Origin of the sequence: Hoeflea algicola, assembly GCF_026619415.1 — a bacterium.
GTDB lineage: Bacteria > Pseudomonadota > Alphaproteobacteria > Rhizobiales > Rhizobiaceae > Hoeflea > Hoeflea algicola.
Genome location: NZ_JAOVZR010000001.1, coordinates 827227 through 849928, shown reverse-complemented (window position 1 = coordinate 849928; position 22702 = coordinate 827227). Strand labels below are relative to the sequence as shown.

The 22702-nt window shown below is 60.7% G+C and carries 21 protein-coding genes and 1 pseudogene; 14 read left to right on the top strand and 8 right to left on the bottom strand.

The window, feature by feature from the left end; all coding sequences use genetic code 11:
• Positions 1-17 precede the first annotated feature (17 nt).
• Positions 18-533 carry a peptidylprolyl isomerase gene (locus OEG84_RS04245; RefSeq protein WP_267652582.1) on the top strand — a complete coding sequence of 172 codons (516 nt, stop codon included), beginning with the start codon at positions 18-20 and terminating at the stop codon, positions 531-533.
• Here OEG84_RS04245 and OEG84_RS04240 read toward each other — a convergent pair.
• Positions 530-1255, bottom strand: coding sequence for a hypothetical protein (locus tag OEG84_RS04240; RefSeq protein ID WP_267652581.1), 726 nt, complete (start codon positions 1253-1255; stop codon positions 530-532). The two genes, OEG84_RS04245 and OEG84_RS04240, sit on opposite strands and share 4 nt — an antisense overlap.
• A gap of 68 nt (positions 1256-1323) precedes the next feature.
• Here OEG84_RS04240 and queA point away from each other — a divergent pair, with 68 nt between their 5' ends.
• Positions 1324-2400: a tRNA preQ1(34) S-adenosylmethionine ribosyltransferase-isomerase QueA gene (gene queA / locus OEG84_RS04235; protein ID WP_267652580.1), complete on the top strand. Its 1077-nt coding sequence runs from the start codon at positions 1324-1326 to the stop codon at positions 2398-2400.
• Positions 2397-3530 carry a tRNA guanosine(34) transglycosylase Tgt gene (tgt, locus tag OEG84_RS04230; protein WP_267652579.1) on the top strand — a complete coding sequence of 378 codons (1134 nt, stop codon included), beginning with the start codon at positions 2397-2399 and terminating at the stop codon, positions 3528-3530. The genes queA and tgt overlap by 4 nt, the downstream gene beginning before the upstream one ends.
• Positions 3531-3767: 237 nt before the next feature.
• On the opposite strand, the gene OEG84_RS04225 is transcribed toward tgt, so the two are convergent.
• Together OEG84_RS04225 and OEG84_RS04220 are read right to left on the bottom strand one after the other, a co-directional pair.
• Entirely contained in the window at positions 3768-4100 is a 333-nt protein-coding gene (locus OEG84_RS04225) for a hypothetical protein (protein ID WP_267652578.1), read from the bottom strand.
• Between the two features lie 298 nt (positions 4101-4398).
• Positions 4399-5589, bottom strand: coding sequence for an NADH:flavin oxidoreductase/NADH oxidase family protein (locus OEG84_RS04220; protein WP_267652577.1), 1191 nt, complete (start codon positions 5587-5589; stop codon positions 4399-4401).
• A gap of 366 nt (positions 5590-5955) precedes the next feature.
• On the opposite strand from OEG84_RS04220, the gene OEG84_RS04215 reads away from it, so the two are divergent.
• A complete protein-coding gene (locus OEG84_RS04215; protein ID WP_267652576.1) occupies positions 5956-6147 on the top strand; it encodes a hypothetical protein in 192 nt (63 codons plus the stop codon).
• 878 nt (positions 6148-7025) lie between these two features.
• On the opposite strand, the gene greA is transcribed toward OEG84_RS04215, so the two are convergent.
• The 5 genes and pseudogenes from greA to OEG84_RS04190 form a co-directional block, all read right to left on the bottom strand.
• Positions 7026-7523, bottom strand: a complete 498-nt coding sequence (gene greA, locus OEG84_RS04210; RefSeq protein ID WP_267652575.1) for a transcription elongation factor GreA — start codon at positions 7521-7523, stop codon at positions 7026-7028.
• Positions 7524-7710: 187 nt separating this feature from the next.
• Positions 7711-8124 (bottom strand): DUF4864 domain-containing protein, encoded by a 414-nt coding sequence (locus OEG84_RS04205; RefSeq protein WP_267656077.1) that lies wholly within the window; start codon positions 8122-8124, stop codon positions 7711-7713.
• Between the two features lie 218 nt (positions 8125-8342).
• The gene (locus OEG84_RS04200; protein WP_267652574.1) at positions 8343-9380 is read right to left on the bottom strand and encodes an alcohol dehydrogenase catalytic domain-containing protein; all 1038 of its coding nucleotides are present in this window, start codon (positions 9378-9380) and stop codon (positions 8343-8345) included.
• 36 nt (positions 9381-9416) lie between these two features.
• The gene (locus OEG84_RS04195) at positions 9417-10385 is read right to left on the bottom strand and encodes an NADPH:quinone oxidoreductase family protein (protein ID WP_267652573.1); all 969 of its coding nucleotides are present in this window, start codon (positions 10383-10385) and stop codon (positions 9417-9419) included.
• A 7-nt stretch (positions 10386-10392) separates the two neighbouring features.
• Positions 10393-11621: pseudogene (locus tag OEG84_RS04190) on the bottom strand (acyl-CoA dehydrogenase family protein).
• A 236-nt stretch (positions 11622-11857) separates the two neighbouring features.
• Here OEG84_RS04190 and OEG84_RS04185 point away from each other — a divergent pair.
• The 10 genes from OEG84_RS04185 to OEG84_RS04140 all read left to right on the top strand — a co-directional run bounded on the left by OEG84_RS04185 (position 11858) and on the right by OEG84_RS04140 (position 22700).
• On the top strand, positions 11858-12676 hold the full coding sequence (locus OEG84_RS04185) for an SDR family oxidoreductase (RefSeq protein WP_267652572.1): 819 nt from the start codon (positions 11858-11860) through the stop codon (positions 12674-12676).
• Between the two features lies 1 nt (position 12677).
• Positions 12678-13703 carry a phosphotransferase family protein gene (locus OEG84_RS04180; protein ID WP_267652571.1) on the top strand — a complete coding sequence of 342 codons (1026 nt, stop codon included), beginning with the start codon at positions 12678-12680 and terminating at the stop codon, positions 13701-13703.
• A gap of 3 nt (positions 13704-13706) precedes the next feature.
• A complete protein-coding gene (locus OEG84_RS04175) occupies positions 13707-14483 on the top strand; it encodes an SDR family NAD(P)-dependent oxidoreductase (protein WP_267652570.1) in 777 nt (258 codons plus the stop codon).
• A 106-nt stretch (positions 14484-14589) separates the two neighbouring features.
• Complete coding sequence (locus OEG84_RS04170; RefSeq protein WP_267652569.1) at positions 14590-16089, top strand: CoA-acylating methylmalonate-semialdehyde dehydrogenase; 1500 nt, start codon at positions 14590-14592, stop codon at positions 16087-16089.
• 43 nt (positions 16090-16132) lie between these two features.
• Positions 16133-17281: an acyl-CoA dehydrogenase family protein gene (locus OEG84_RS04165; protein WP_267652568.1), complete on the top strand. Its 1149-nt coding sequence runs from the start codon at positions 16133-16135 to the stop codon at positions 17279-17281.
• The gene (locus OEG84_RS04160; protein ID WP_267652567.1) at positions 17278-18300 is read left to right on the top strand and encodes an enoyl-CoA hydratase/isomerase family protein; all 1023 of its coding nucleotides are present in this window, start codon (positions 17278-17280) and stop codon (positions 18298-18300) included. The genes OEG84_RS04165 and OEG84_RS04160 overlap by 4 nt, the downstream gene beginning before the upstream one ends.
• Positions 18301-18352: 52 nt before the next feature.
• The gene (gene mmsB / locus OEG84_RS04155; protein ID WP_267652566.1) at positions 18353-19207 is read left to right on the top strand and encodes a 3-hydroxyisobutyrate dehydrogenase; all 855 of its coding nucleotides are present in this window, start codon (positions 18353-18355) and stop codon (positions 19205-19207) included.
• Positions 19208-19483: 276 nt separating this feature from the next.
• A complete protein-coding gene (gene hmgA / locus OEG84_RS04150) occupies positions 19484-20815 on the top strand; it encodes a homogentisate 1,2-dioxygenase (RefSeq protein ID WP_267652565.1) in 1332 nt (443 codons plus the stop codon).
• The gene (locus OEG84_RS04145) at positions 20812-21693 is read left to right on the top strand and encodes an MBL fold metallo-hydrolase (RefSeq protein WP_267652564.1); all 882 of its coding nucleotides are present in this window, start codon (positions 20812-20814) and stop codon (positions 21691-21693) included. Before hmgA ends, OEG84_RS04145 begins: the two co-directional genes overlap by 4 nt.
• Positions 21690-22700, top strand: a complete 1011-nt coding sequence (locus OEG84_RS04140) for a fumarylacetoacetate hydrolase family protein (RefSeq protein WP_267652563.1) — start codon at positions 21690-21692, stop codon at positions 22698-22700. Before OEG84_RS04145 ends, OEG84_RS04140 begins: the two co-directional genes overlap by 4 nt.
• Positions 22701-22702 lie beyond the last annotated feature (2 nt).

Genomic DNA, 22702 nt, shown 5'->3' with positions numbered 1-22702 from the left:
AACACAGGAGAGACCCCATGGCGGAGATCAAGGATCCCGAAAACACCCTCATCATGGAAACCACCAAGGGACAGGTGACCATTGAACTGCTGCCCGACCTGGCCCCTGGCCATGTTGCGCGGATCAAGGAACTGGCCCGCGAAGGCGCCTATGACGGTGTGGTGTTTCACCGCGTTATTGAAGGCTTCATGGCGCAGACCGGCGACGTCAAGTTCGGCAAGTCCGACGGCAAGGATTTCAACCCCAGCCGCGCCGGCATGGGTGGTTCGGACAAGCCCGACCTGAAGGCCGAGTTTTCCAACATGAACCACGCCCGCGGTACCTGCTCGATGGCTCGTTCGCAGGATCCCAACTCGGCCAATTCGCAGTTCTTCATCTGCTTTGGTGACGCCGGCTTCCTCAACCGTCAGTACACGGTCTGGGGCCAGGTCACCTCTGGCATGGACAATGTCGACAAGATCAAGCGCGGCGAGCCCGTTGCCGACCCTGACAAGATCGTCTCGGTCAAGGTCGCAGCCGACATCACGGCTTAAGCTAAGAGTTTTATTAGCTCTTCAACAGCTCGGAGAATCGCATATGTCAGTGCTTTCTCCGAGTTCTTCTTTACAGAACTCGTCACGCCATCTTTGGCAGATTCTGCTATTTTTTTCAAAAACGTTTTGGGTACTAAAGGAGCTTTAAGAACGGCTATTGCTGTCTCGAACATTGCAATTAATTTCGCTCTTTCGAGTTCACTGAAGGCTCTTTGCTCTGGCGGCAAGTTGGTGTTTCGGGCAATCAACACAACTTCTTCTAGAATTTCGGAGACCCGGCTTATTGCGGATTCTGTGGACAAGCGGCTCCGTGAAACCCAGATTTCCTTAGTCTCAATACTCCTGAATTCCAACTTTGTTTTGTCAACTTCTTGAAGGGAGGCATCAACGTCAGAATCACCAATTCCCCTTACGTCAATGCTATTCAGTTCAGAATTTATTTCGCCTTCGAACTCTCTCAAGAGGGAAACAAGACGTTCAGATTGCCGTAGCAGCACATCTGTGCGAATGAGACCTCGGTAGCTCAGCACCTTGTTGAGATCCATAGCTGACAGACCAAATCTGTTTTCGTATCCAAATTGGGAAAGAAGTTCAGTAGCTTCGATCACATTTATCACTTGTGCAGCATCGACTTTTGCGAGGCATTCGGCGCTTCTTAGGTACTCTCTTTCACCTTCGATTCCTTCAATAAGCCCGTAGATTTCGTCGAGTACAAAAGCCATAAAGTCGGATCCAAGTTATCAAGCTGAGACGCTAAGACTCGAAACTCCATAAGGCAAGAATGTAGGCCATGCGCGTAGACCTTTTCGATTTCGAGCTTCCCGACGAGCGGATTGCGCTCAGACCTGCAAGCCCGCGTGATTCAGCGCGGCTTTTGCGCGTCGACGCCGCGGGCGAACTTGCCGATCTGGTCGTCAACCAGCTGGCTGACCTGCTCGAACCGGGCGACGCGCTGGTGTTCAACGACACAAAAGTGATCCCGGCGCAGCTCGAAGGCTTTCGTATCCGTGACGACAACCAGCAACGCATTTCCGCAACTCTGCACATGCGCTCCGGCCCTGATCGCTGGAAAGCCTTTGTCCGTCCGGGCAAGCGCATCAAGCAGGGAGATCGGCTCCACTTTGGCGGCGCCGGCGAGGCCTGCATGGCCGGCGTGCTTGACGCCACGGCGGGAGACCGCGGCGAGGGCGGTGAGATCGAGTTGATCTTTGATCTTTCCGGCCCGGCGCTCGATGAGGCGATCATGGCCACCGGCCACATTCCGCTGCCGCCCTATATCGCTTCCAAGCGCGGCGAGGACGAGCGCGACCGGCTCGACTACCAGACAATTTACGCCCGCGAAGATGGCGCCGTGGCAGCCCCTACCGCCGGGCTGCATTTCACGCCGGACCTGTTTGCCCAGCTTGACGCCCGCGGCGTCTCGCGCCATTTCGTCACGCTGCATGTAGGTGCCGGCACGTTCTTGCCTGTCAAGGTCGATGACACCGCAGAACATCTGATGCATTCGGAAATCGGCCATGTCAGCGCTGAAACCGCTGCGGCGCTCAACGCCGTTCATGCGGCCGGCGGGCGTGTTGTCTCGGTCGGCACCACCTCGCTCAGGCTTCTCGAAAGCGCCACCGACGAGGACGGCACCATCAAAGCATGGTCGGGCCCGACCGACATCTTCATCACCCCGGGCTACTCTTTTCGCGCCGTCGACGTGCTGATGACCAATTTTCACCTGCCGCGATCAACGCTGTTCATGCTGGTTTCGGCGTTCTCAGGCCTTGAGACCATGCGTGGGGCCTACCGTCATGCCATCGACACGGGTTATCGTTTCTATTCCTATGGCGATTCCAGCCTGTTGTTCCGGAGCCAGCCGTGACCGAAAATTTCGAATTCAAGCTGCTTGCCACCGATGGCAAGGCCCGTCGCGGCGAGATCACCATGCCGCGCGGCACGGTTCGCACCCCGGCCTTCATGCCGGTGGGCACCGGCGGCACGGTCAAGGCCATGTACATGGACCAGGTCAGTGATCTGGGTGCCGACATCATCCTCGGCAACACCTACCACCTGATGCTGCGGCCCGGTGCGGAGCGTGTAGCCAAGCTTGGCGGCCTGCATGAATTTGCCCGCTGGCCAAAACCGATTCTGACCGATTCCGGCGGGTTTCAGGTGATGTCGCTGTCGGCGCTGCGCAAGATCAGCGAACGTGGCGTCACCTTTCAATCGCATATCGACGGCTCGCGCCACGAGATGAGCCCGGAACGCTCTATCGAAATCCAGGGCCTGCTCGATTCCGATATCCAGATGCAGCTTGATGAATGCGTGCGGCTGCCTGCAACCGAAACCGAGATCGAGCGCGCCATGGAAATGTCGCTGCGCTGGGCCGAGCGCTGCAGGACCGCGTTTGGCGACCAGCCCGGCAAGGCGATGTTCGGCATCGTCCAGGGCGGCGACGCTCCCTTGCTAAGGGAGCGCTCGGCGAAAGGCCTGGCTGCTCTCGATCTCAAGGGCTATGCGGTCGGCGGCCTCGCTGTCGGCGAGCCACAAAACGTGATGCTCGATATGCTCGATGTCACCTGTCCACTGCTTCCGCGTGAAAAACCGCGCTACCTGATGGGCGTCGGCACGCCTGATGACATTCTCAAATCAGTCGGCCACGGCATCGACATGTTCGATTGCGTGATGCCGACCCGCGCCGGTCGCCACGGCTTGGCCTTTACCCGCCACGGCAAGATCAATCTGAAAAACGCCCGCCACGCCGAGGACCATCGTCCGCTGGATGAGCAAAGCTCATGCCCGGCGGCGCGCGACTATTCCCGCGCCTATCTGCATCATCTGGTCCGTTCCAACGAAATTCTCGGCATGATGCTGATTACCTGGAACAATGTGTCCTACTACCAAGACCTGATGTCGGGCATCCGCGCGTCGATCAAGGCCACGCAATTTGAGGATTTCTCCGCCGAGACGCAAAGCGGCTGGGCCAAAGGCGATATCGCGCCGCTGGGGTAGGGGAACGGCAAGCTGCCACATTCTCCGTCATCCCGGCTTTGAGCCGGGATCCATCCAGCCCAAGTCCTTGAGCTGGAAGACTCTTTTGACCCGGCAGAAACCGGGTCGCTAGATGCCGGATCAAGTCCGACAAGACGGTGTCGATGAACTTCTCTCAATCACCAACTAATCACGTGGATACGAAATGTGGCTTCCGAACCGAAGCTCGGCACAACTGATCTGACCCCACTCAAGCAATTATCCGGCGTCGAGGGTCTTCTCGCAATGGGTTGGGCCGCCCTTCGGGTTAACCCGATCGGAAACCGCGCGGATCGAGGTGATGGTGTAGTCCTTGCCGACCTTTAGCTCGACGGTGCAGGGCCTGCCCCCGGAAAAACCACCGCGCCAGCTGTAGAGCGTCGCGCCGCCAGAACTTGCCTGGTCAGACACCGGAGGCCCGTAGGCGGCGAAGAAGGCGCCCGCCGACTTGCCGTTCCAGCGCGCCTCAAGCGGGTTTGACGGGATCGTGGCGGTGGTGCAGGCGGAGAGGGCACCGGCAACAACGGCCAGCAGTGCGGGACGGAAGTTCATGGTCGACATTTCCTTGGAGATTGCTTGAGTGGTGGAGCTGGCCGGCGAGAGCCCTCTTGCCCCCTCATAGCGGATTCTTAGTCGGGGGAAAATCCTCAGTTGCGGACTTCAGCCGTTGGCAACGCAAATTTGCCAAAGCCAGCGCGTGGCTGGCTCTGACAGCAGCGACGGCCGAACCCGCGGGCGGTATTGCGGCGTGTCGGGGCGGAGGCTTGCGGCTCATTCGCCGGATCGCCGCGTATCGTCGGCACGCCCCCGGTAGTCGCTCCGTCTCACCGCAGATCACGATATCGGCTCGTTATCCTGCGTCTTGCGCAAAATGGCGCAGCCAGATCCTGGTCCGCTCTTCGTCTCGGTCCTGGTAGGTGCGAACCGCCTGCAGCAGGTCGCCGATTTCCGGCGTTTCCGCATCATTGCCAATCTCAGTCAGCCGCATCGTGTACCAAGCGGTTATGCCGCCTTCCGGCACCTCGCTGAATTGCGGGAAGGCGGGCTCCGGCTCCCTGTCCAGTTGCCACAGATTGACCAGCGCCGGTTCCAGCGCGAGTGCGCGTGCGAGGCCAATCACATCAACCGCACCACTGGCCAGCGCCGCCTCGGCCTGGGCCCGGGTCTTGAAACCGCCGGTCAGCATCAACGGTATTTTGGTCAGCGCGCGGGCACGGCTGGCAAAATCAAGAAAATAGGGCCCGCTTCCGGTGCTGTCGGAGGCGGATTTGGCGCCCGGAAAATAGGTCCCGCCACTGATGTCGATCAGATCAACCGAAGTGCTGTCGAGTGCGGCCACCACCGCCAGCGCATCGTCAGTCCCGAGCCCACCTTCGAGTTGATCGGAGGAATTGAGTTTCACCGTGATCGGAAATTCCGGCCCGACGGCTGCGCGTATGGCGGCAACCACCTCGAGCAGCAGCCGCATCCGGTTGGCGATTACCCCGCCATAGCCATCGCTTCGCTTGTTGAAAAGCGGCGACAGAAACTGGCTGAGCAGAAATCCGTGCGCTGCGTGAACCTGAACGCCGCCAAAGCCTGCCATCTGTGCGAGGCGGGCGGTGCGGGCGAAAGTAGCGGGCAACTTCCGGATTTCCCGTAATGTCATGGCCGCGCAGCGTAGTCCCGGTAGATCGAGCGCGCTCGGCCCCTTGGGCTCACTGGTGGGGGCATGGGCAAGTGCACCGGCGTGGCCGAGCTGAAGCCACAGCAAAGCGCCGTTTTCGCTGCCCCGCCGCGCCAGCGTGCGGAAACGCGCCATCTCGGAGTCCCGGTTGAGCACCAGATTGCCCGGCTTCTCCGCAAAATCGGGGGTGGTCTGTACCTCGCCGATGATCGACGCCGCGACACCGCCTTCGGCCCAGCGTTGGTACAGCCGGAACTGCGCCTCGGTCGGATGGCCGGTGCCGTCGCCGAGCGAATCCGACATCGCCGATTTCACAATCCGGTTTTTCAGGGTGGTTCCGCACGGCAAAGTCAACGCATCAAACAATTTACACATCCAAGTCTTTTGGCCCCTTGAGGCCTGTCTTCAAATCCTGGCCGACGATCCATCCGCCCAAATCGATGCCTCCCCGGCATCAGGACAGCGCATATCACATTCGCCTTCTGCCTGAAATAATCAGTCTCATCTCTCCCGCACTATCTGGCGGGCGACATCCGCTCCAATCACAACGGCTGAGGGGCGATAGTCACCCGCGTGGGAACGGGGATGGCGACGGCGAACACGGCTTTGCATTCTCGAAAACAGCGCATATTATGTATCAGATGACGCATACCTGCAGGGTCGCACGCCATCGAACTCCCTCAGGTGTAGTTGTAATGATGAAGCGTCCGGCTGCTTGGAGGGCGGCGGAGGGGCTGATCGATGAAACTGTTTGCCATTGTCCTGTTGCTGTTGAGCCTGGCGGGGATGCTTTTTGGCTGGTGGGGGCTCGAGACCGTCTCCGGACGACATCAGTTTGATGAAATGGCCGGCATCATCCCGTTGGTTGCAGGCACCGCCTCGATCATCCTGCTGCCGGTTGCCGGCGTGCTTTATTATTTCGCGAGCCGGTAGGACAGGGACATGGCAGTAGTCATCCCCGCAACGAGCAGGATTGGGCGCAGCGCCGGTTCCTGGGGGAGGGAAAATTCCCGGCGTTAAACCCAGTCTGTGCTCTGGTTTAATCTGTCACTCAACACTAGCTAAGTTGATGATTTTTCTTTCTCCTCCAGCAATGGGGAGAAGAGCACGCGCAGTGCCGATTGCCCTTAAGCTTGCCCGGAATTTCCACACCCATACCGCCCATGCCATACTTTTTGCGCTCCCGCTGCCGGATGGAACGCGAACGTGTTGGACCAGACGGGAGGAAAGCCTCTCGGGTCAGCCGTAACGTGCGGTCGGAGCCGGGGGAGGCGGTGACCAGCGTGGCTCCGTCGACGGATCTGGTGTTTCCCAATGGAAGACCAGGTTCAGTCGGCCACCGGTACGTCCTCGGGTTCCGTGCCTGCCTTCGGGCAGGATGCGGGACCCGACAGCGAACCGGGCCTGTGGCGAATTTTGGCCCCGTCCTGCCTGTTGTGATGGCTTGACCCACGTCACGCGTATGCGGCAGGCAGCACGAGGATGGGGTTGAAATGCGTGCCGGAGACCGCGCCCAAAAACTTCCACTGTGGCCCCAGGTCCGGGGCTGACAGTCCGGGGCGAAAGCCTCGCAAAATCCCGCATCGGGTGAAAACCCTCAAGCGGGTCAAGCGAAGTGGCCATTGCCTGTCGGATGCGGACATCATTCGGCGAGATTCGGGCCGCGCGCGTGCTGCGCCACCCACTATTTAATTTCCGTAAGGCAAAGCCCGCGTGCGGCCCTCCGGATATCGAACCTCACACCCCGGCGAATATTTCGCGCGGCAACGCTTTTGCATGTCCGGCCTTCGTGACTGCCGGAACCGTTAGCTTCAACGCAGCTCAGCCCATGAGATAGAGATGATTTCGAGATCCTGTTCACCCACCTCGACCACATCGCCCACCGCCTTGCCCATCAGCGCGCGGGCCACCGGTGAAGCAAACGAGATGCTGCCCGATTTGGGGTCGGCCTCGTCCTCGCCGACAATGCGATAAGTCTGTGCCGGGCGCTCGTCGCGGGTATAGGTGACGGTGGAGCCGAAGCCGACAGCCTCATGGGTTTCGGGATCGGGGATCAGCTCGGCCGAGCGCACCCGTTCGGCATAATAGCGCGCATCGCGCAACGGGGCCGCCTGCTGACGGCGGCGTTCGTTGATGTCCTCGACGCTGTTTGCCGCCTCATAGGCCGCGCGGGCAGCATCAAGGTGAGCCTGCAGCTGTTTCAAACCGCTGAGCGTGACCAGATTGGGATGCTCGGAAATGGGCCGGTCTGGCAGCATTGTTTCGGCTGCAGTTTCGGAACTTTCTTCCTTGGTAAAGGCGACGCTCACAACAGTACTCCATTCCCGTACACCCGGCGCGGAGACACGATTGGCCCGGCGGTTGCGATAAGGATCATAGGTTGAATTCGGGCCAAAGGGCAATGACGACCCGTGCAGGCTCAACGCCGCCGGATCGGCTTGGTTCCGATTTAGCGCCACCACTGCGGCAATTGCTCAAAAGCGCGCCGCGAAACCGTCAGGTCTGCGGCGCGGCGGTCTTGATCATCTGCACGCCGTCGATCCGGAAACTGCCGTCGGGCTGGCGTTGAAGCGAATAGAGTGCGGTCCAGTCCTGGCCATTCGGCCCCTCGATCAGCACTTCCTGCACCAGCCCGGATCCGTCGGCGGAAAGCTTGAAACGGCCAAAGGCAAAATTGCCCGGCCGGAACACCGGGGCGTAGCCGCGCTTGACCATGTCGAAAAACCGGGTCTCGTCGGGGTAAAGCTGCTTGATTGCCGGCGCCGCAAATGAATAGGCGCCAGCGCTGTCATCGTTCAGGAACGCCTGGATTTGGCTTTCGATGACATTGCGCGCCGCGGTCGCTGGGTCTTTGGTGCGGGCCTCCCCCGCCTCGTCAGCGACGGCCGGGGTGAGTACCACCAGCAGCATGGCGATGCCGGCGGCGATTGGCGTCAGCGGGTAAAATCGGTTTGTCATGAGACAGCCTCCATCCTGCAACAGATAGGACGCAAAAGCCTCAAGGAAAGTTTCACCTCTGGCAGAACCGAAGAAGAGCGTTTTGCGGATAAGATCCTGTCCCTGAAACTAACGCTGAATCAATATTTTGGGAGGATTTCCTGAGAATATGAATCCGCTACCGCTCAAGCTCAAGGCGTCAGCATGACCTTGCCATCGCCCGTTCTCAGCGCTGCCGGCAATTTCACCAGAGCCTCGGAAAGTGGAATTGTGGCCACCACCTCAGTGCGCCATTTGCCCGAAATAAAACGGTTTTGCACTGCCCGCAACGTCCGCAGTTTCTCGATGATCGAGGCCCGCTTGAACCATTGCGCCAGCCAGTATCCCTCGATCTTCTTGTCCATGAATATGAACTGGCCGGGCTCCCGAAGCGACGGTTCTTCGGTGTCGAGCTTGCCATAGATGATCCAGCGGGCACGCGCAGGCATGGCGGTGAAAATGTCGGCGGCAACCTGATTGGCAACCGCGTCGAGCAGAATGCGCGGCTTGTCGGTCTTGCACAGGGCGGCGAGTTTTGCTCCAAACTCCGGGTCGGATTGAACCAACACGTGTTTGGCGCCGAGTTCTTCGAGGTGCGCAGCCTGGCTCTCGTTGCGGATGATCGCAATCATCGCGCAGTTCTTGTCGCGCGCAAGCCCGGCGATCAGCTTGCCGAGCTGGCTGTTGGCGGCGGTGAAGATGAAGCTCTTCGAACCGGATTTCTCGACGATGTCGAACATGGTCCAAGCCGTCACCGGGTTGACCACATGGCCCGCAGCATCCTCGTCGCGCATCGCCGGCCGGATCACCACGCAGGTGGCGGCTGAGACAACAATATACTCGGCCCAGGCGCCCGAACCTGCGGCGCCGCCAACAAAAGCCACCCGCTTGCCCTTGAGATAGGCGGCATAAAGCCCGTTGCCGGCGATCACTTGGCCTACCCCTTCAAAGCCTGCCGCAGCACCCTTGACGCGGGGCTGGCCGTATTCGCCCTTGATGAAATAGAGATCGGAAGGATTGACTGAGGCCATCCGTACCTTGACCAGAACCTCGCCCGGGCCCGGCCTGGGAACCGGCAGCTTGCCATAATCGAGATAGGGCTCCAGCGTATCGATCGCCGCACCGCTGCGGCTGCCCGACAGGCCGTGGCCCTTGAGGATCAGCGCGTTCATGGTTTCGGGCACGGTCATGGCGGGTTCCTTGCGAGATCAAGCTTGGGGCAGATGTTACGGGATCAGAATGGTCTTGCCGATGGCACCACGGTCGAGAATCCGCTGCAATGCTGCTGCTGCCTCTGACAGTGGTCGGCGCTCGTCGATCCGCGGCTTGACGACGCCATCGGCGTGCCAGGCAAACAGCTCGCGGTTGTTGGCGGCGTACAACTCGGGTTCGTTCGCAGTGAACGCGCCCCAGAACACACCAACCAGCGAAAATTCCTTGAGCAGCGCCAGATTGACCGCAAGTTTGGGGATTTCACCGGAGGCAAAGCCAACCACCAGCAACCGCCCATGACGGGCCATGGCGCGGGCGGCGACCTCGAAAGCTTGCCCGCCGACCGGATCGAAGACGACATCGACACCACGACCGCCGGTCTCGCGCTTCAGCGCCTCGCGCAGGCCTTCATAGGGCAGGGCGATATCGGCGCCAAAATCGCGGCAGGCCGCCTGTTTCTCGTCAGTCGAAGCGACCGCGATCACCCGCGCGCCCATCGCCTTGCCGATTGCAATCGCCGCCAGGCCGGTGGAGCCGGCGGCGCCGAGCACCAGCAGCGTTTCACCGGATTGGAGTTGGCCGCGCTGCTTGAGCGCATAATGCGATGTGCCCCAGGCGCACATCAGCGCACAGGCATCCTCGAAACTCATGGAATCGGGCAGGGCATGGACGCGGTTGGCGGGGGAAAGCACTTTTTCGGCATAGCCGCCATGATCGAGCAGGGCTACAACCCGGTCGCCGGGTATGAATTGGCTGACCCCGTCGCCGACTTCGCTCACCACGCCGGCTGCTTCCATGCCTGGCGAAAACGGCGTCGGTGGCTTCATCTGGTAAAGCCCCTGAACCAACAACCCGTCGGGAAAATTGACACCGATCGCCTTGGCATCGATCACCACTTCACCTGCGCCCGGATGGGGATCGGAGATCTCGCGGTAATCGAGATTGGAAACAGGTCCGTAGTCGGGACAGATGATTGCTTTCATATCGGGATCAGACCTTTTCCTGGGTATGGCGTTTGAGTTCGGCGCGCGCCACCTGGCGGCGGTGCACCGCGTCGGGTCCGTCGGCCAGCCGCAAGGTGCGCAAATGCGTCCACATCCGCGCCAGCGGCGTATCCTGGGAAATGCCCTGGCCACCAAACATCTGCACTGCTTCATCGGTGATCTTGAGCGCCATTCTCGGTGCCACTACCTTGATCTGGCTGATCCAGGGGCCGCCGCGCGGGCGTCGCCCTGATCCATCATCCATGCGGCCTTCAGGCACAACAGCCGCGCCATCTCGATCTCCATCCGGCTTTCGGCAATGATGTCGTAATTGGCGCCGAGCTGCGCCAGCTTCTTGCCGAAGGCCTCGCGGTCGAGTGCGCGCTTGCACATCAGTTCCAGCGCCATCTCGGCCTGGCCGATGGCGCGCATGCAGTGATGGATGCGGCCCGGCCCGAGACGGCCCTGGGCGATCTCGAATCCCTTGCCTTCGCCCACCAAGAGGTTGGCTGCAGACACCCGCACATCGGTAAAGCGGAGATGGAAATGACCATGCGGGGCATCGTCCTGGCCATAAACCTGCATCGGCCGGAGTTTTTCGACACCAACGGTATCGGCGGGCACCAGGATCATCGAATGCCGCAGATGCTTGGGCGTATCCGCATCGCCGGTGCGCACCATGACGATATAGATGGCGCAACGCGGATCGCCGACGCCGGAGGCCCACCATTTTTCGCCATTTAGCACATATTCGTCGCCATCGCGGACACAGGACATCTCGATATTGGTGGCGTCGGAGGAGGCGACGTCCGGTTCGGTCATGAGATAGGCGGAGCGGATCTTGCCGTCGAGCAACGGCTCGAGCCAGCGCTGCTTGTGTTCTGCCGTGCCGTAGCGGTCGAGCACCTCCATGTTGCCGGTATCGGGCGCCGAACAATTGAAGGTTTCGACGCCGAGATGGGCCTTGCCCATTTCTTCGGCCAGGTAGGCATAGTCCACGGTGGTCAGGTTGTTGTCGGGCGCGCTGGTCCGCCACAGGTTCCACAGCCCGCGCTCGCGGGCCTTGGCTTTCAGGCTCGCGAGGATCTCCGTCTGGCGCGGGCTATAGGCCCAGCGATCGCCGGCCGTGCCGACCTCGGCCAGAAACTGCTCGTCCAGCGGCATGATTTCGTTGCGCACCATATCGCGCACGGCAGCCAGAATCGGTTCAAGATAGGTGGAAACACCCAAATCCATGGCTCTTGCTTGTGTCATTGCAACTCCTGCTGGCTCGGTACCCAGTTGCCTGTGGTGGACCGGTCACATAATGGCAGGGATGAGGAACGGCTTTGCCGAATCTTCCCTTTACGCACACGTCAATTGTTTGCCATGCTAGCGGCACACGGTTCGGGCGGCAATTGCCTGACGGTGCAATTCAGTCGGGCGCCAGGCACATCTTTGCGGCGGCGCCCGGAACCCGGGAGGCGGCGACTATGAGCTATCTGGAAGACCTGTTTTCGGTTGACGGCAAGGTTGCGCTGGTCACCGGCGGCGCCACCGGAATCGGCCGGATGATCGCCATGGCGCTGGTGCATTCAGGCGCCCGCGTGTTGATCGCTTCGCGCAAGGGCGAGGAATGCGCGCGCGTTGCCGACGAACTCAATGCCCTTGGCGCCAACGGCACGGCGGAAGGTTTTGCCGGTGATGTCGGCACCGAAGACGGTGTTCGCGCATTGGTCGAAGAGGTAACGGCGCGCACAGACAAGCTTCACATCCTGATCAACAATGCCGGCGCCACCTGGGGCGCGACCTATGATGATTTCCCGCACGCGGCGTGGGCCAAGGTGATGTCGGTCAATGTTGCGGGGCTGTTCACGCTGACGCGCGATCTGACGCCGCTGCTGTGTGCCGCGGCAAACGATTCCGATCCTGCGCGGATTATCAATCTGGGATCAGTGATGGGATCACAGCCGATTGCCGACGGCACCTATTCCTATTCCGCCTCGAAAGCGGCCGTCCACCATTTGACCAAAATCCTGGCCGAGGAACTCGCGTCCCGCCGGATTACCGTCAACGCCTTTGCACCGGGGCCATTTCAGAGCAAGATGACGGCCTTCGCTACCGCCCGCGACGATCAGGTCGAGCGGGTAGGTGAGGGAGTGCCGCTGGGGCGCATCGGCGCGCCGGAAGATATTGCCGGGGCCACACTCTATCTGTGCAGCCGCGCCGGCTCCTATGTGACCGGGGCGGTACTGCCGATTGATGGCGGATTGTCGGTGCAGCATGGTATCCGCCTGTTCAAGGACGCTTGAAATGGACGATCAACCGTTTGACATGGACGCACTGGCCGACGAGTTGCACGATCTGGTGCCGGAATTCTCCGGTCTGCATGCGATCGAGAAATTCAACACCGGCCAGTCCAACCCGACCTATCGGGTGGAAGCTGACAGCGGTCGCTATGTGCTCCGGGCGAAGCCACCGGGCCCGCTCCTGAAATCTGCGCATCAGGTGGACCGCGAATACCGGGTGATGAAAGCGCTCGCCGACAATGATGTGCCGGTGCCCAAAGTCTTCGGACTGTCGCAAGAACACAGCGTCATCGGCCGGATGTATTTTGTCATGGAATTGGTCGAAGGCCATATATTCTGGGATCCGGCACTGCCGGAAATGACGAAAGCAGAACGAGCTGCGGTCTATGACGGCATGAACGATGTGCTGGCGCGGCTGCACAGTGTTGATCCGGAAGCTGCGGGACTTGGCGATTTCGGCCGGCCGGGCAATTACTTCGCGCGGCAGATCCGCCGCTGGAGCGAGCAATACCTGGCCAGCAAGACCGAAGAGCTGCCGGACATCGACCGGCTGATGGCCTGGCTTGCCGATAATGTGCCCGAAGATAAGGGACGGGCGTCGATCGTGCATGGTGATTTCCGGCTCGACAACATGATCTTTGCCGGACACGGCGAACAGGTGTTGGCGCTGATTGATTGGGAACTCTCCACACTCGGACATCCGCTGGCCGACCTTTCCTACCAGTGCATGCAATGGCGTCTGCCGCATGCCAGCGGGTTTCGCGGGCTCGGCGGGCTTGACCGCGGTGACCTCGGCATTCCCAGCGAAGCCGATTACGTCGCGCGCTATTGCGAACGCAGCGGCATCGAAATCGACAACTGGTCGTTTTGTCTGGCGTTTTCGTTCTTCCGGCTCGCCGCAATTTTACAGGGTGTCTACAAACGCTCGCTGGATGGCAATGCCTCCAATCCCGAACGCGCCCGAGAAATCGGCAAGGCGGTGCCGCTGCTGGCAGCGATGGCCAATGACATTATTGCCGGAAAGGCCTGATTGATGGCGAATTTCGAGGGACGCGTCGTCATTCTGACCGGCGCAACCGGTGGCTTCGGACGTGCGGCTGCGCGGTTCTTCCACGATGCGGGTGCCACTCTCGTTCTGAGCGATCTTGATGCCGACGCACTTGCGGCGCTGGCCGGCGAGATCGGTGGCGACAACGTGATCGTCGCCGGCGATATCTGCGACCCGGACCTGTCAGAGAAACTGGTGGAGGCGGCGCAGTCGCGGTTTGGCAGGCTCGATATCGCGGTCAACAATGCTGGCATCGCCCACGATATGGCGCGCCTGCCCAAAACCCCGCTGAAGGTAGCGCGGCAGATCATCGATGTTGATCTGATGGGCGTGTTCTATGCCATGCGGGCGCAACTGCCGGCGCTCGAACATCGCTTTCGCGAGACCGGTGAGACTGGCGCCATTGTCAATGTCGCATCGGTGGCAGGCGTGGTCGCTGCACCCATGCTGGCAGTCTATGCAGCGGCCAAGCATGGTGTCGTCGGCTTGACCAAATCGGCCGCGATCGAATATGCGCGGCGCGGTGTTAGGATCAATGCGCTGTGCCCGTCGTTTGCGCGCACACCGATGGTCAGCGAATTTCTCGACAAGGCCGGTGGCGATGCCGAAGCTGCCGAGGCGGGATTGGTGCGGGCGATTCCGATGGGGCGTTTGGCCGAGGTCGACGAAGTGATTGCCGGGCTGGCCTTTCTGGCGGATCCGGCGTCGAGTTTCGTCACCGGGCAGACGCTGCAGATCGACGGCGGGCTGTCGGCGGCCTGATCGTGCTTTAATTTCTGCACAACGGTTGAGCAATTCGGCCCGTTGTACATCAAGACCGGTGAGTGCACAGTACGTTCAGCAATTTTTATCAAGTGGAGGCAGACCTATGCAGGAACTTACTCATTTTATCGGTGGGAAACATGTAAAGGGCCAGTCCGGCCGTTTCGCCGACGTCTACAACCCCGCGACCGGAGAAGTTCAGGCAAAGGTGCCGCTGGCATCCAACGCCGAGCTTGACGAAGCCGTCGCCATCGCCGCCAAGGCACAGGTCGGCTGGGCCGCAACCAACCCACAGCGCCGCGCCCGCGTGCTGATGAAGTTCGTGGAACTGCTGCATCGCGATATGGACAAGCTTGCAGAAGCCTTGTCGCGCGAACACGGCAAGACCATTCCCGACGCCAAGGGCGACGTGATGCGCGGCCTTGAAGTGGCCGAGTTCTCGTTTGGCGCGCCGCATCATCTCAAGGGTGAATTTACTGAAGGTGCCGGCCCCGGCATCGACATGTACTCGATGCGCCAGCCGCTCGGCGTGGTCGCCGGCATCACCCCGTTCAACTTCCCGGCAATGATTCCAATGTGGAAGTTCTGCCCGGCAATTGCTGCCGGTAATGCCTTCATCCTCAAGCCCTCTGAACGCGATCCATCTGTGCCGATCATGTTGGCCGAACTGATGAGCGAAGCTGGGGCGCCGGACGGTATCCTCAGTGTTGTCAATGGTGACAAGGGCGTGGTTGACGCGATCCTCGATCATCCGGAAATCATGGCCATCGGCTTTGTCGGCTCGACACCGATTGCGGAATATATCTATGCCCGTGGCTGCGGCAACGGCAAGCGCGTGCAGTGCTTCGGTGGCGCCAAGAACCACATGATCATCATGCCTGACGCTGACATGGATCAGGCCGTGGACGCGCTGGTTGGCGCGGGCTTTGGTGCGGCTGGCGAACGCTGCATGGCGATTTCGGTGGCTGTTCCGGTTGGCGAAAAGACCGCAGATCTGCTGATCGAAAAGCTGACGCCGCGCGTCGAAGCCTTGAAGATCGGGCCTTATACGGCAGGCAATGACATCGACTTTGGACCTCTGGTAACCCGCGAAGCCCGTGACCGGGTCCTCGGCCTGGTCAATTCCGGGGTCGAGCAGGGCGCCAAGCTGGTGGTCGACGGCCGCGACTTCAAACTGCAGGGCTATGAGAACGGCAACTTCATGGGTGGATGCCTGTTCGACAACGTCACCCGCGACATGGATATCTACCAGCAGGAAATCTTTGGACCGGTGCTGTCGGTGGTGCGTGCGCCGAGCTATGAGGAAGCGCTGCGCTATCCGATGGAAAACCAGTATGGCAACGGCACAGCGATCTTTACTCGCGATGGTGACACGGCACGTGATTTCGCCAGCCGGATCAATGTCGGCATGGTCGGGATCAACGTACCGCTGCCGGTGCCACTGGCCTATCACACCTTCGGTGGCTGGAAGAAATCCGGCTTCGGTGACCTCAACCAGCACGGTCCGGATGCATTCCGGTTCTATACCCGTACCAAGACAGTGACCTCACGCTGGCCTTCGGGTACCAAGGAAGGTGCCGACTTCGCCATGCCCACAATGGGCTGAGCCAACGGCGGCGAGATCAATTCAGGGGCGGGAGACCATTGAAATGGACTTTGAACTGAACGAGGAACAGCAGGCGATTTTCGACATGGCGCGCGAGTTTGGCGCCGAGAAGATCGCCCCTTTCGCTGCCAAATGGGAAAAGGAAGAAGCCATCCCGCGCGAGGTGCTTGAAGAAGCAGCCGCGCTCGGGCTGGCATCGATCTACGTGCCGGAAAGCGACGGCGGCTCAGGTTTGAGCCGCCTCGATGCCACACTGGTGTTCGAGGCGCTGTCGATGGCCTGTCCGTCTGTCGCCTCGTTCATTTCAATTCACAACATGTGTACATGGATGATCGCGTCTTACGGATCGGACGAAATGAAGGCGCGATTGCTGCCCGACCTCGTGACCATGAAGACGATTGCCTCCTATTGCCTGACCGAGCCGGGTTCGGGTTCCGATGCCTCGGCGCTGAGGACCCGCGCCGAACGCACCAATGACGGCTACAAGCTCAATGGCACAAAGGCGTTCATTTCCGGTGGCGGGTTTTCCGACCTCTACTTGGTGATGACCCGTACCGGGGCAGATGGTCCGAAAGGCATTTCTGCGGTGGTCGTCGCCGATGGCACGCCCGGTCTTTCGTTCGGCGCGCCGGAAAACAAGATGGGCTGGCGCTCGCAGCCGACGTCCGAGGTACAGTTCGATGATTGCGTGATCCCCGCCGAGAACCTGCTCGGCGAGGAGGGAGCCGGTTTCCGCTACGCCATGAGCGGGCTTGATGGCGGGCGTCTCAATATTGCCGCTTCAGCCTTGGGCGGAGCACAGTCGGCGCTCGACAAGACGCTCGCCTATATGGGTGAACGTCAGGCCTTCGGCAAAACCATTGACCAGTTCCAAGCGCTGCAGTTCCGGCTAGCGGACATGGAAACGGAACTGCAGGCAGCACGGATTTTCCTGCGCCAGGCGGCGAGCAAGCTCGATCGCAAGACGCCTGATGCCACCAAATATTGCGCCATGGCCAAGCGGTTCGTCACCGACACCGCGTTCAATGTCGCCAATGATGCGCTGCAACTGCATGGCGGCTACGGTTACCTGGCCGACTTCGGCGTTGAGAAAATCGTCCGCGACCTGCGGGTGCACCAGATCCTCGAGGGCACCAACGAAATCATGCGGGTAATCATCTCGCGCGCGTTGCTTGCGGAACGCGCGGCATGAGTATCCGCATTCGTAAAATTGGCCGAATCGGCCAGATCACGCTGCAGCGGCCCGAAGCGCTCAACGCCGTAAGCCATGAGATGGTGCTGGCGATCGAAGCGGCCCTTTATGGCTGGCGCGAGGATGAACGCGTGGCCTGCGTGCTGATTGATGCCGAAGGGCACAAGGCATTCTCCGCCGGCGGTGACCTTCAATTCATGCATGAGACCGCCTCCAAGGGTGATTTCGAACCCGGCCGGACATTCTGGCGTGACGAATATCGGCTCAATGCCAAGATCGCCAATTACCCCAAGCCCTATATCGCTCTGTGCCAGGGCTTTACCATGGGCGGCGGTGTCGGCGTCTCGCTGCACGGCTCACACCGGGTGGTCGGCGAAAGCTCGAAGATTGCCATGCCCGAATGCGCTGTCGGCCTGATCCCCGATGTCGGCGGATCGCTGCTGCTGGCACGCGCGCCGGGGCGGCTGGGTGAATATCTCGGCATTACCGGGTATCGGATGAATGCTTCCGATGCGATTTTCGCCGGGTTTGCCGACTACTTCATCCCCGAGGCCGACTGGCCGGGTTTGACCGAGACGTTGATCGAGACCGGTGATTGGTCAGCCGTGACCGCCCTGGCGCGCGATCCCGAAGACGGACCGCTGATGGCCTTGCGGCAACAGGTGGATGCGCATTTTGGTGGCGCCACGCTCACCGAGATTGTCGGCTCGCTGCCGGCGGACGACTGGGGGAGCGCAACAGCCAAGACCATAAGGTCAGCGTCACCATTGTCAGCGGCCTGCACAATCGAACTGGTACGGCGTGCGCGCGCAAGCGGTGATATCCGCGTGGCGCTGCAGCAGGAATACCGGTTTACCTCGCGCAGCGCCTCGCAGGGCGATTTCGTCGAGGGCATCCGCGCCGCCATCATCGACAAGGACCGCAACCCGCAGTGGCGGCACAAGGATATCGAAGCCGTGACAGCGGCCGAGGTGGAGGAGATGTTGGCGGAACCGCCGGGAGGCGATATCGCGATATGACATGGCGCAAGGGCGCCGTATATTGAGCATGAAGAACGGGCAGGAGGACGCCATGAAAATCGGGTTTATCGGGTTGGGCAACATGGGGGCGCCAATGGCGGCCAATCTGGTCAAGGCGGGTCATGAAGTGACCGGCTTTGACGTGGCCGGCGTAACGGTTGATGGTGTAACACCCGCCGGGTCTGCGCCCGAAGCTGCAGGCGGTCAGGATGCGGTCATCACCATGCTTCCCAACGGGGCGATCCTGCGTTCAGTCTATGCCGAAATTGTCGATGCGGGGACTGCAGGTTCTGTGTTCATCGATTGCTCGACGGTCGATGTCGAGAGCGCCCGTGCCGCTCACGAGATGGCGGCCGCCAAGGGCCTGCTTTCGGTCGATGCGCCGGTTTCGGGCGGCGTCGGCGGAGCGTCGGCTGGCACCCTGACCTTCATGGCCGGTGGCAGCGCCGAAGCGTTCGGCCTTGCCAATCCACTGTTTGAGATCATGGGCAAGAAGGCAGTACATTGCGGTGATGCCGGGGCCGGACAATCGGCCAAGATCTGCAACAACATGCTGCTTGGTATTTCGATGATCGGCACTTGCGAAGCTTTCGCGCTGGCTGAAAAGCTGGGCCTGTCGGCTCAAAAACTGTTTGACGTGGTCTCGACCTCGTCGGGTTCCTGCTGGTCGGTCAATGCCTATTGCCCGGTTCCGGGTGTTGGCCCGCAAAGCCCCGCAGACAATGACTACAAGCCCGGTTTTGCTGCGGAACTGATGCTCAAGGATCTGAAATTGTCGCAACAGGCAGCAAGCAGTGTATCGGCGCAAACCCCGATGGGCGCGCATGCCACCGAACTCTACGACGCGTTTGTGAATGATGACGGCAAGGGACGCGATTTCTCGGCGATGATCGAACGACTGAAATAGGAAAGGGGGCTTTTGCCCCTTTTTCATTGCTTGCGCGATGCTGCGTAGGTTCGGCTGGATGTGATCGACACCATACCCGGGTGCAAGCATTGGATGACCCCGCGGGTTCATCGCCCGTATGGTCGGCGTTAATGCGCCGCTTCACCATGTTTTCGGGTTTCGCCCTTCGATTCGACTGCTTTTGGCGCTTTGGGCACAAAGCGCTGCTCGCCGCTTGATGGTTACACATACAACTGATTTGATGCGTGTCTGATTTGAATGCAGACGGAGGCTATCATGTCGCTTGCCTATATGCCGGGTTTTGGAAACGATTTTGAGACCGAAAGCCTGCCTGGGGCGCTTCCGCAGGGTCAGAATTCGCCGCAGCGCTGCAGTTACGGGCTCTATGCGGAACAGCTGTCGGGATCTCCGTTCACTGCGCCGCGCGGCACCAATGAGCGGTCCTGGCTCTACCGGATCAGGCCTAGCGTGCGCCACACCACCGATTTCAGGGCGATCGACCGGCCCCACTGGAAGTCTGCTCCAAATCAGGAGGCCGGCGTGCTGTCATTGGGCCAGCGGCGCTGGGACCCGACACTCTATCCCGACGCGGAGATGCATTTCGTCGACGCCATGCACACCATGACGGTCGCCGGTGATGCGGTCGGCCAAGTCGGCATGGCCACCCATGTCTATGCGCTCAACGCCGACATGGAAGATGACTACTTCTTCAACGCCGATGGCGAATTGCTTATCGTGCCCCAGGAAGGCGCGCTGCGGATCTTTACCGAAATGGGAATCATCGATGTCGCGCCGCTGGAGATCGCGGTATTGCCGCGCGGCATGATGTTCAAGGTAATGCGCGGCGATGGGGTCGAGCGGGCGCGCGGCTACGTCTGCGAGAACTACGGCGCCAAGTTCACACTGCCCGAACGCGGCCCGATCGGCGCCAATTGCCTGGCCAACCCGCGCGACTTCAAGACCCCGGTGGCGGCCTATGAAGACAAGGAGAGCACCTGTCTGGTTCATATCAAATGGTGCGGATCCTTCTACGTGACACCAATCGGCCATTCGCCGCTCGACGTGATCGCCTGGCATGGCAACTACGCACCCTACAAGTATGATCTAACGACGTTTTCTCCAGTCGGAGCGATCCTGTTCGATCACCCCGATCCGTCGATCTTCACCGTGCTGACTGCACCGTCAGGTGAGGCCGGAACCGCCAATATCGACTTCGTCATCTTCCCGCCGCGCTGGCTGGTGGCCGAGCATTCGTTCCGCCCGCCCTGGTACCATCGCAACATCATGAGCGAATTCATGGGCCTGATTGAAGGCCAGTACGACGCCAAGGAAGAGGGGTTCCTGCCCGGCGGCATGAGCCTGCACAACATGATGATGCCGCATGGGCCCGATCATGATGCCTTCGAAAAGGCCTCGACGGTGGATCTGAAACCGGTCAAGCTCTCCGACACGATGGCTTTCATGTTCGAAACCCGGTTCCCGCAAATGGTGACGCGCTACGCTGCCGATCTCGAAACCCTGCAGCCTGGCTATGCCGAATGCTGGAAAGGGATCGAACGGAAATTCGATGGCACGCCTGAGGCCGGCGGCTGGTCGGGTGCAAAGTGAGCGAACGGCTGGTCATTCTCGGCTCCAAGGGCGGGCCGGCAATCCGTCCGGGCGGACCTTCGCCGACGGCGTCGCTGCTTGAAATCGGCGGCCGGCGCATTGTTATCGATTGCGGTCTCGGTGTGGCGCGCGGGCTGGTGGAAGCAGGCATGGCGTTGCCGGCGCTTGATCTGGTGCTGATCACCCATCTGCATTCCGACCACGTTCTGGAACTGGGGCCTCTGCTGCACACGGCCTGGACCGCCGGCCTGAAGACGCCGGTACAAATTTTCGGCCCCGTAGGCACACGGGCGGTGTGGGACGGTTTCGTGACCTCGCTCGCCTATGACATCAATCTCCGGATTGACGACGAAGGTCGCCCGGATATCCGCCATCTGGTTCAGATTGAGGAATTTGGTGAAGGAGAGCTGTTCGACGAAGACGGACTCACCATCGAGGCGCTGCGGGTCGATCACCCACCGGTGGTCGAGTGCTTCGCCATCAAGATCAGCCACCAGGGCAGAACAATCGTGTTTTCCGCCGACACCGCCTATTTCCCGCCGCTGGCCGGGTTTTCAGCAGGGGCCGACATTCTGGTGCATGAAGCGATGCATCCCGATGGCGTGGATCGGCTGGTGGCGCGCACCGGAAATGGCGACCGGCTGAAGGCGCATCTTCTTGCCAGCCACACCATGGCCGCCGATGTCGGGCGCATTGCCAGGGACGCCGGCGTCGGCCATCTGGTGCTTAATCACCTGGTTCCCGCCGACGACTCCGAGATTACCGAGGTCCACTGGGAAAACGAGGCCCGGTCGCACTGGACCGGGAACCTGACTGTTGGCCGCGATGGCCTGGAACTGGCACTTCCGCCCCCCAAACCACAAAGGAACACCGTATGAAATTGGCAACCCTCCGCGACGGCAGCCGGGACGGCCGGCTTGTCGTTGTCTCGCGTGACCTGACCCGCGCTTCCGGCGTGCCGCACATTGCGCGAACGCTTCAGGCTGCCCTTGATGACTGGCAATATGTCGGACCACGGCTCGCGGATGTGGCGGCGATGCTGGAAACCGGTGCAGAACCCACCGAGAGATTTCATGAGCGAGACGCCCTGTCGCCGCTGCCGCGTGCCTATCAATGGGTGGATGGCTCGGCCTACGTCAATCACGTTGAACTGGTCCGCAAGGCGCGCGGCGCCGAGATGCCGGCAAGCTTCTGGCAAGACCCGCTGATGTACCAGGGCGGATCCGACAGTTTCCTCGCGCCACGCGCGCCGATCCGGATGGCCGACGAGGCCTGGGGCATTGACTGCGAGGGCGAGGTGGCGGTGATTGTCGGCGACGTACCGATGGGCGCGGATACGGACACCTGCCGCGCCGCCATCAAGCTGGTCATGCTGGTCAATGATGTGAGCCTGCGCGGGCTGATCCCGGCCGAACTTGGCAAGGGGTTCGGTTTTCTGCAGTCCAAACCATCCTCGACATTTTCGCCGGTGGCTGTGAGCCCCGATGAACTGGGCGAGGCTTGGGATGGTGGCAAGCTGCATCTGCCGCTCAATGTCGACCTAAACGGCAAGCCCTTTGGCCGCGCAAATGCTGGTGTCGACATGACTTTTGATTTTCCGCAGCTGATCGCCCATGCGGCAAAAACCCGGTCCCTGTGCGCCGGAAGCATCATCGGCTCGGGCACGGTATCCAACAAGGGACCGAACGGCGATCCCGGCAAGCCGGTCAGCGAGGGGGGCGCAGGTTATTCCTGCATTGCCGAAATCCGCATGATCGAGACGATTGCCACTGGCAAGCCGTCAACGCCGTTCATGCGCTTTGGCGATACGGTTCGGATCGAGATGAACGATGGCGAAGACCGGTCGATCTTCGGTGCGATCGAGCAAACCGTTGAGAAATATTAGGA

Bases quoted from the DNA above. Each gene is read 5' to 3' on its own strand.
- OEG84_RS04200 (WP_267652574.1), bottom strand. From the start codon at position 9,380: ATGACCGTGCCCGAAACCATGAACGCGCTGATCCTCAAGGGCCACGGC.
- OEG84_RS04180 (WP_267652571.1), top strand. From the start codon at position 12,678: ATGGACGATCAACCGTTTGACATGGACGCACTGGCCGACGAGTTGCAC.
- OEG84_RS04195 (WP_267652573.1), bottom strand. From the start codon at position 10,385: ATGAAAGCAATCATCTGTCCCGACTACGGACCTGTTTCCAATCTCGAT.
- mmsB (WP_267652566.1), top strand. From the start codon at position 18,353: ATGAAAATCGGGTTTATCGGGTTGGGCAACATGGGGGCGCCAATGGCG.
- OEG84_RS04165 (WP_267652568.1), top strand. From the start codon at position 16,133: ATGGACTTTGAACTGAACGAGGAACAGCAGGCGATTTTCGACATGGCG.
- OEG84_RS04170 (WP_267652569.1), top strand. From the start codon at position 14,590: ATGCAGGAACTTACTCATTTTATCGGTGGGAAACATGTAAAGGGCCAG.
- OEG84_RS04205 (WP_267656077.1), bottom strand. From the start codon at position 8,124: ATGCTGCTGGTGGTACTCACCCCGGCCGTCGCTGACGAGGCGGGGGAG.
- hmgA (WP_267652565.1), top strand. From the start codon at position 19,484: ATGTCGCTTGCCTATATGCCGGGTTTTGGAAACGATTTTGAGACCGAA.
- OEG84_RS04175 (WP_267652570.1), top strand. From the start codon at position 13,707: ATGGCGAATTTCGAGGGACGCGTCGTCATTCTGACCGGCGCAACCGGT.
- OEG84_RS04160 (WP_267652567.1), top strand. From the start codon at position 17,278: ATGAGTATCCGCATTCGTAAAATTGGCCGAATCGGCCAGATCACGCTG.
- OEG84_RS04140 (WP_267652563.1), top strand. From the start codon at position 21,690: ATGAAATTGGCAACCCTCCGCGACGGCAGCCGGGACGGCCGGCTTGTC.
- OEG84_RS04240 (WP_267652581.1), bottom strand. From the start codon at position 1,255: ATGGCTTTTGTACTCGACGAAATCTACGGGCTTATTGAAGGAATCGAA.
- OEG84_RS04220 (WP_267652577.1), bottom strand. From the start codon at position 5,589: ATGTGTAAATTGTTTGATGCGTTGACTTTGCCGTGCGGAACCACCCTG.
- OEG84_RS04185 (WP_267652572.1), top strand. From the start codon at position 11,858: ATGAGCTATCTGGAAGACCTGTTTTCGGTTGACGGCAAGGTTGCGCTG.
- OEG84_RS04215 (WP_267652576.1), top strand. From the start codon at position 5,956: ATGAAACTGTTTGCCATTGTCCTGTTGCTGTTGAGCCTGGCGGGGATG.
- OEG84_RS04225 (WP_267652578.1), bottom strand. From the start codon at position 4,100: ATGAACTTCCGTCCCGCACTGCTGGCCGTTGTTGCCGGTGCCCTCTCC.
- OEG84_RS04245 (WP_267652582.1), top strand. From the start codon at position 18: ATGGCGGAGATCAAGGATCCCGAAAACACCCTCATCATGGAAACCACC.
- queA (WP_267652580.1), top strand. From the start codon at position 1,324: ATGCGCGTAGACCTTTTCGATTTCGAGCTTCCCGACGAGCGGATTGCG.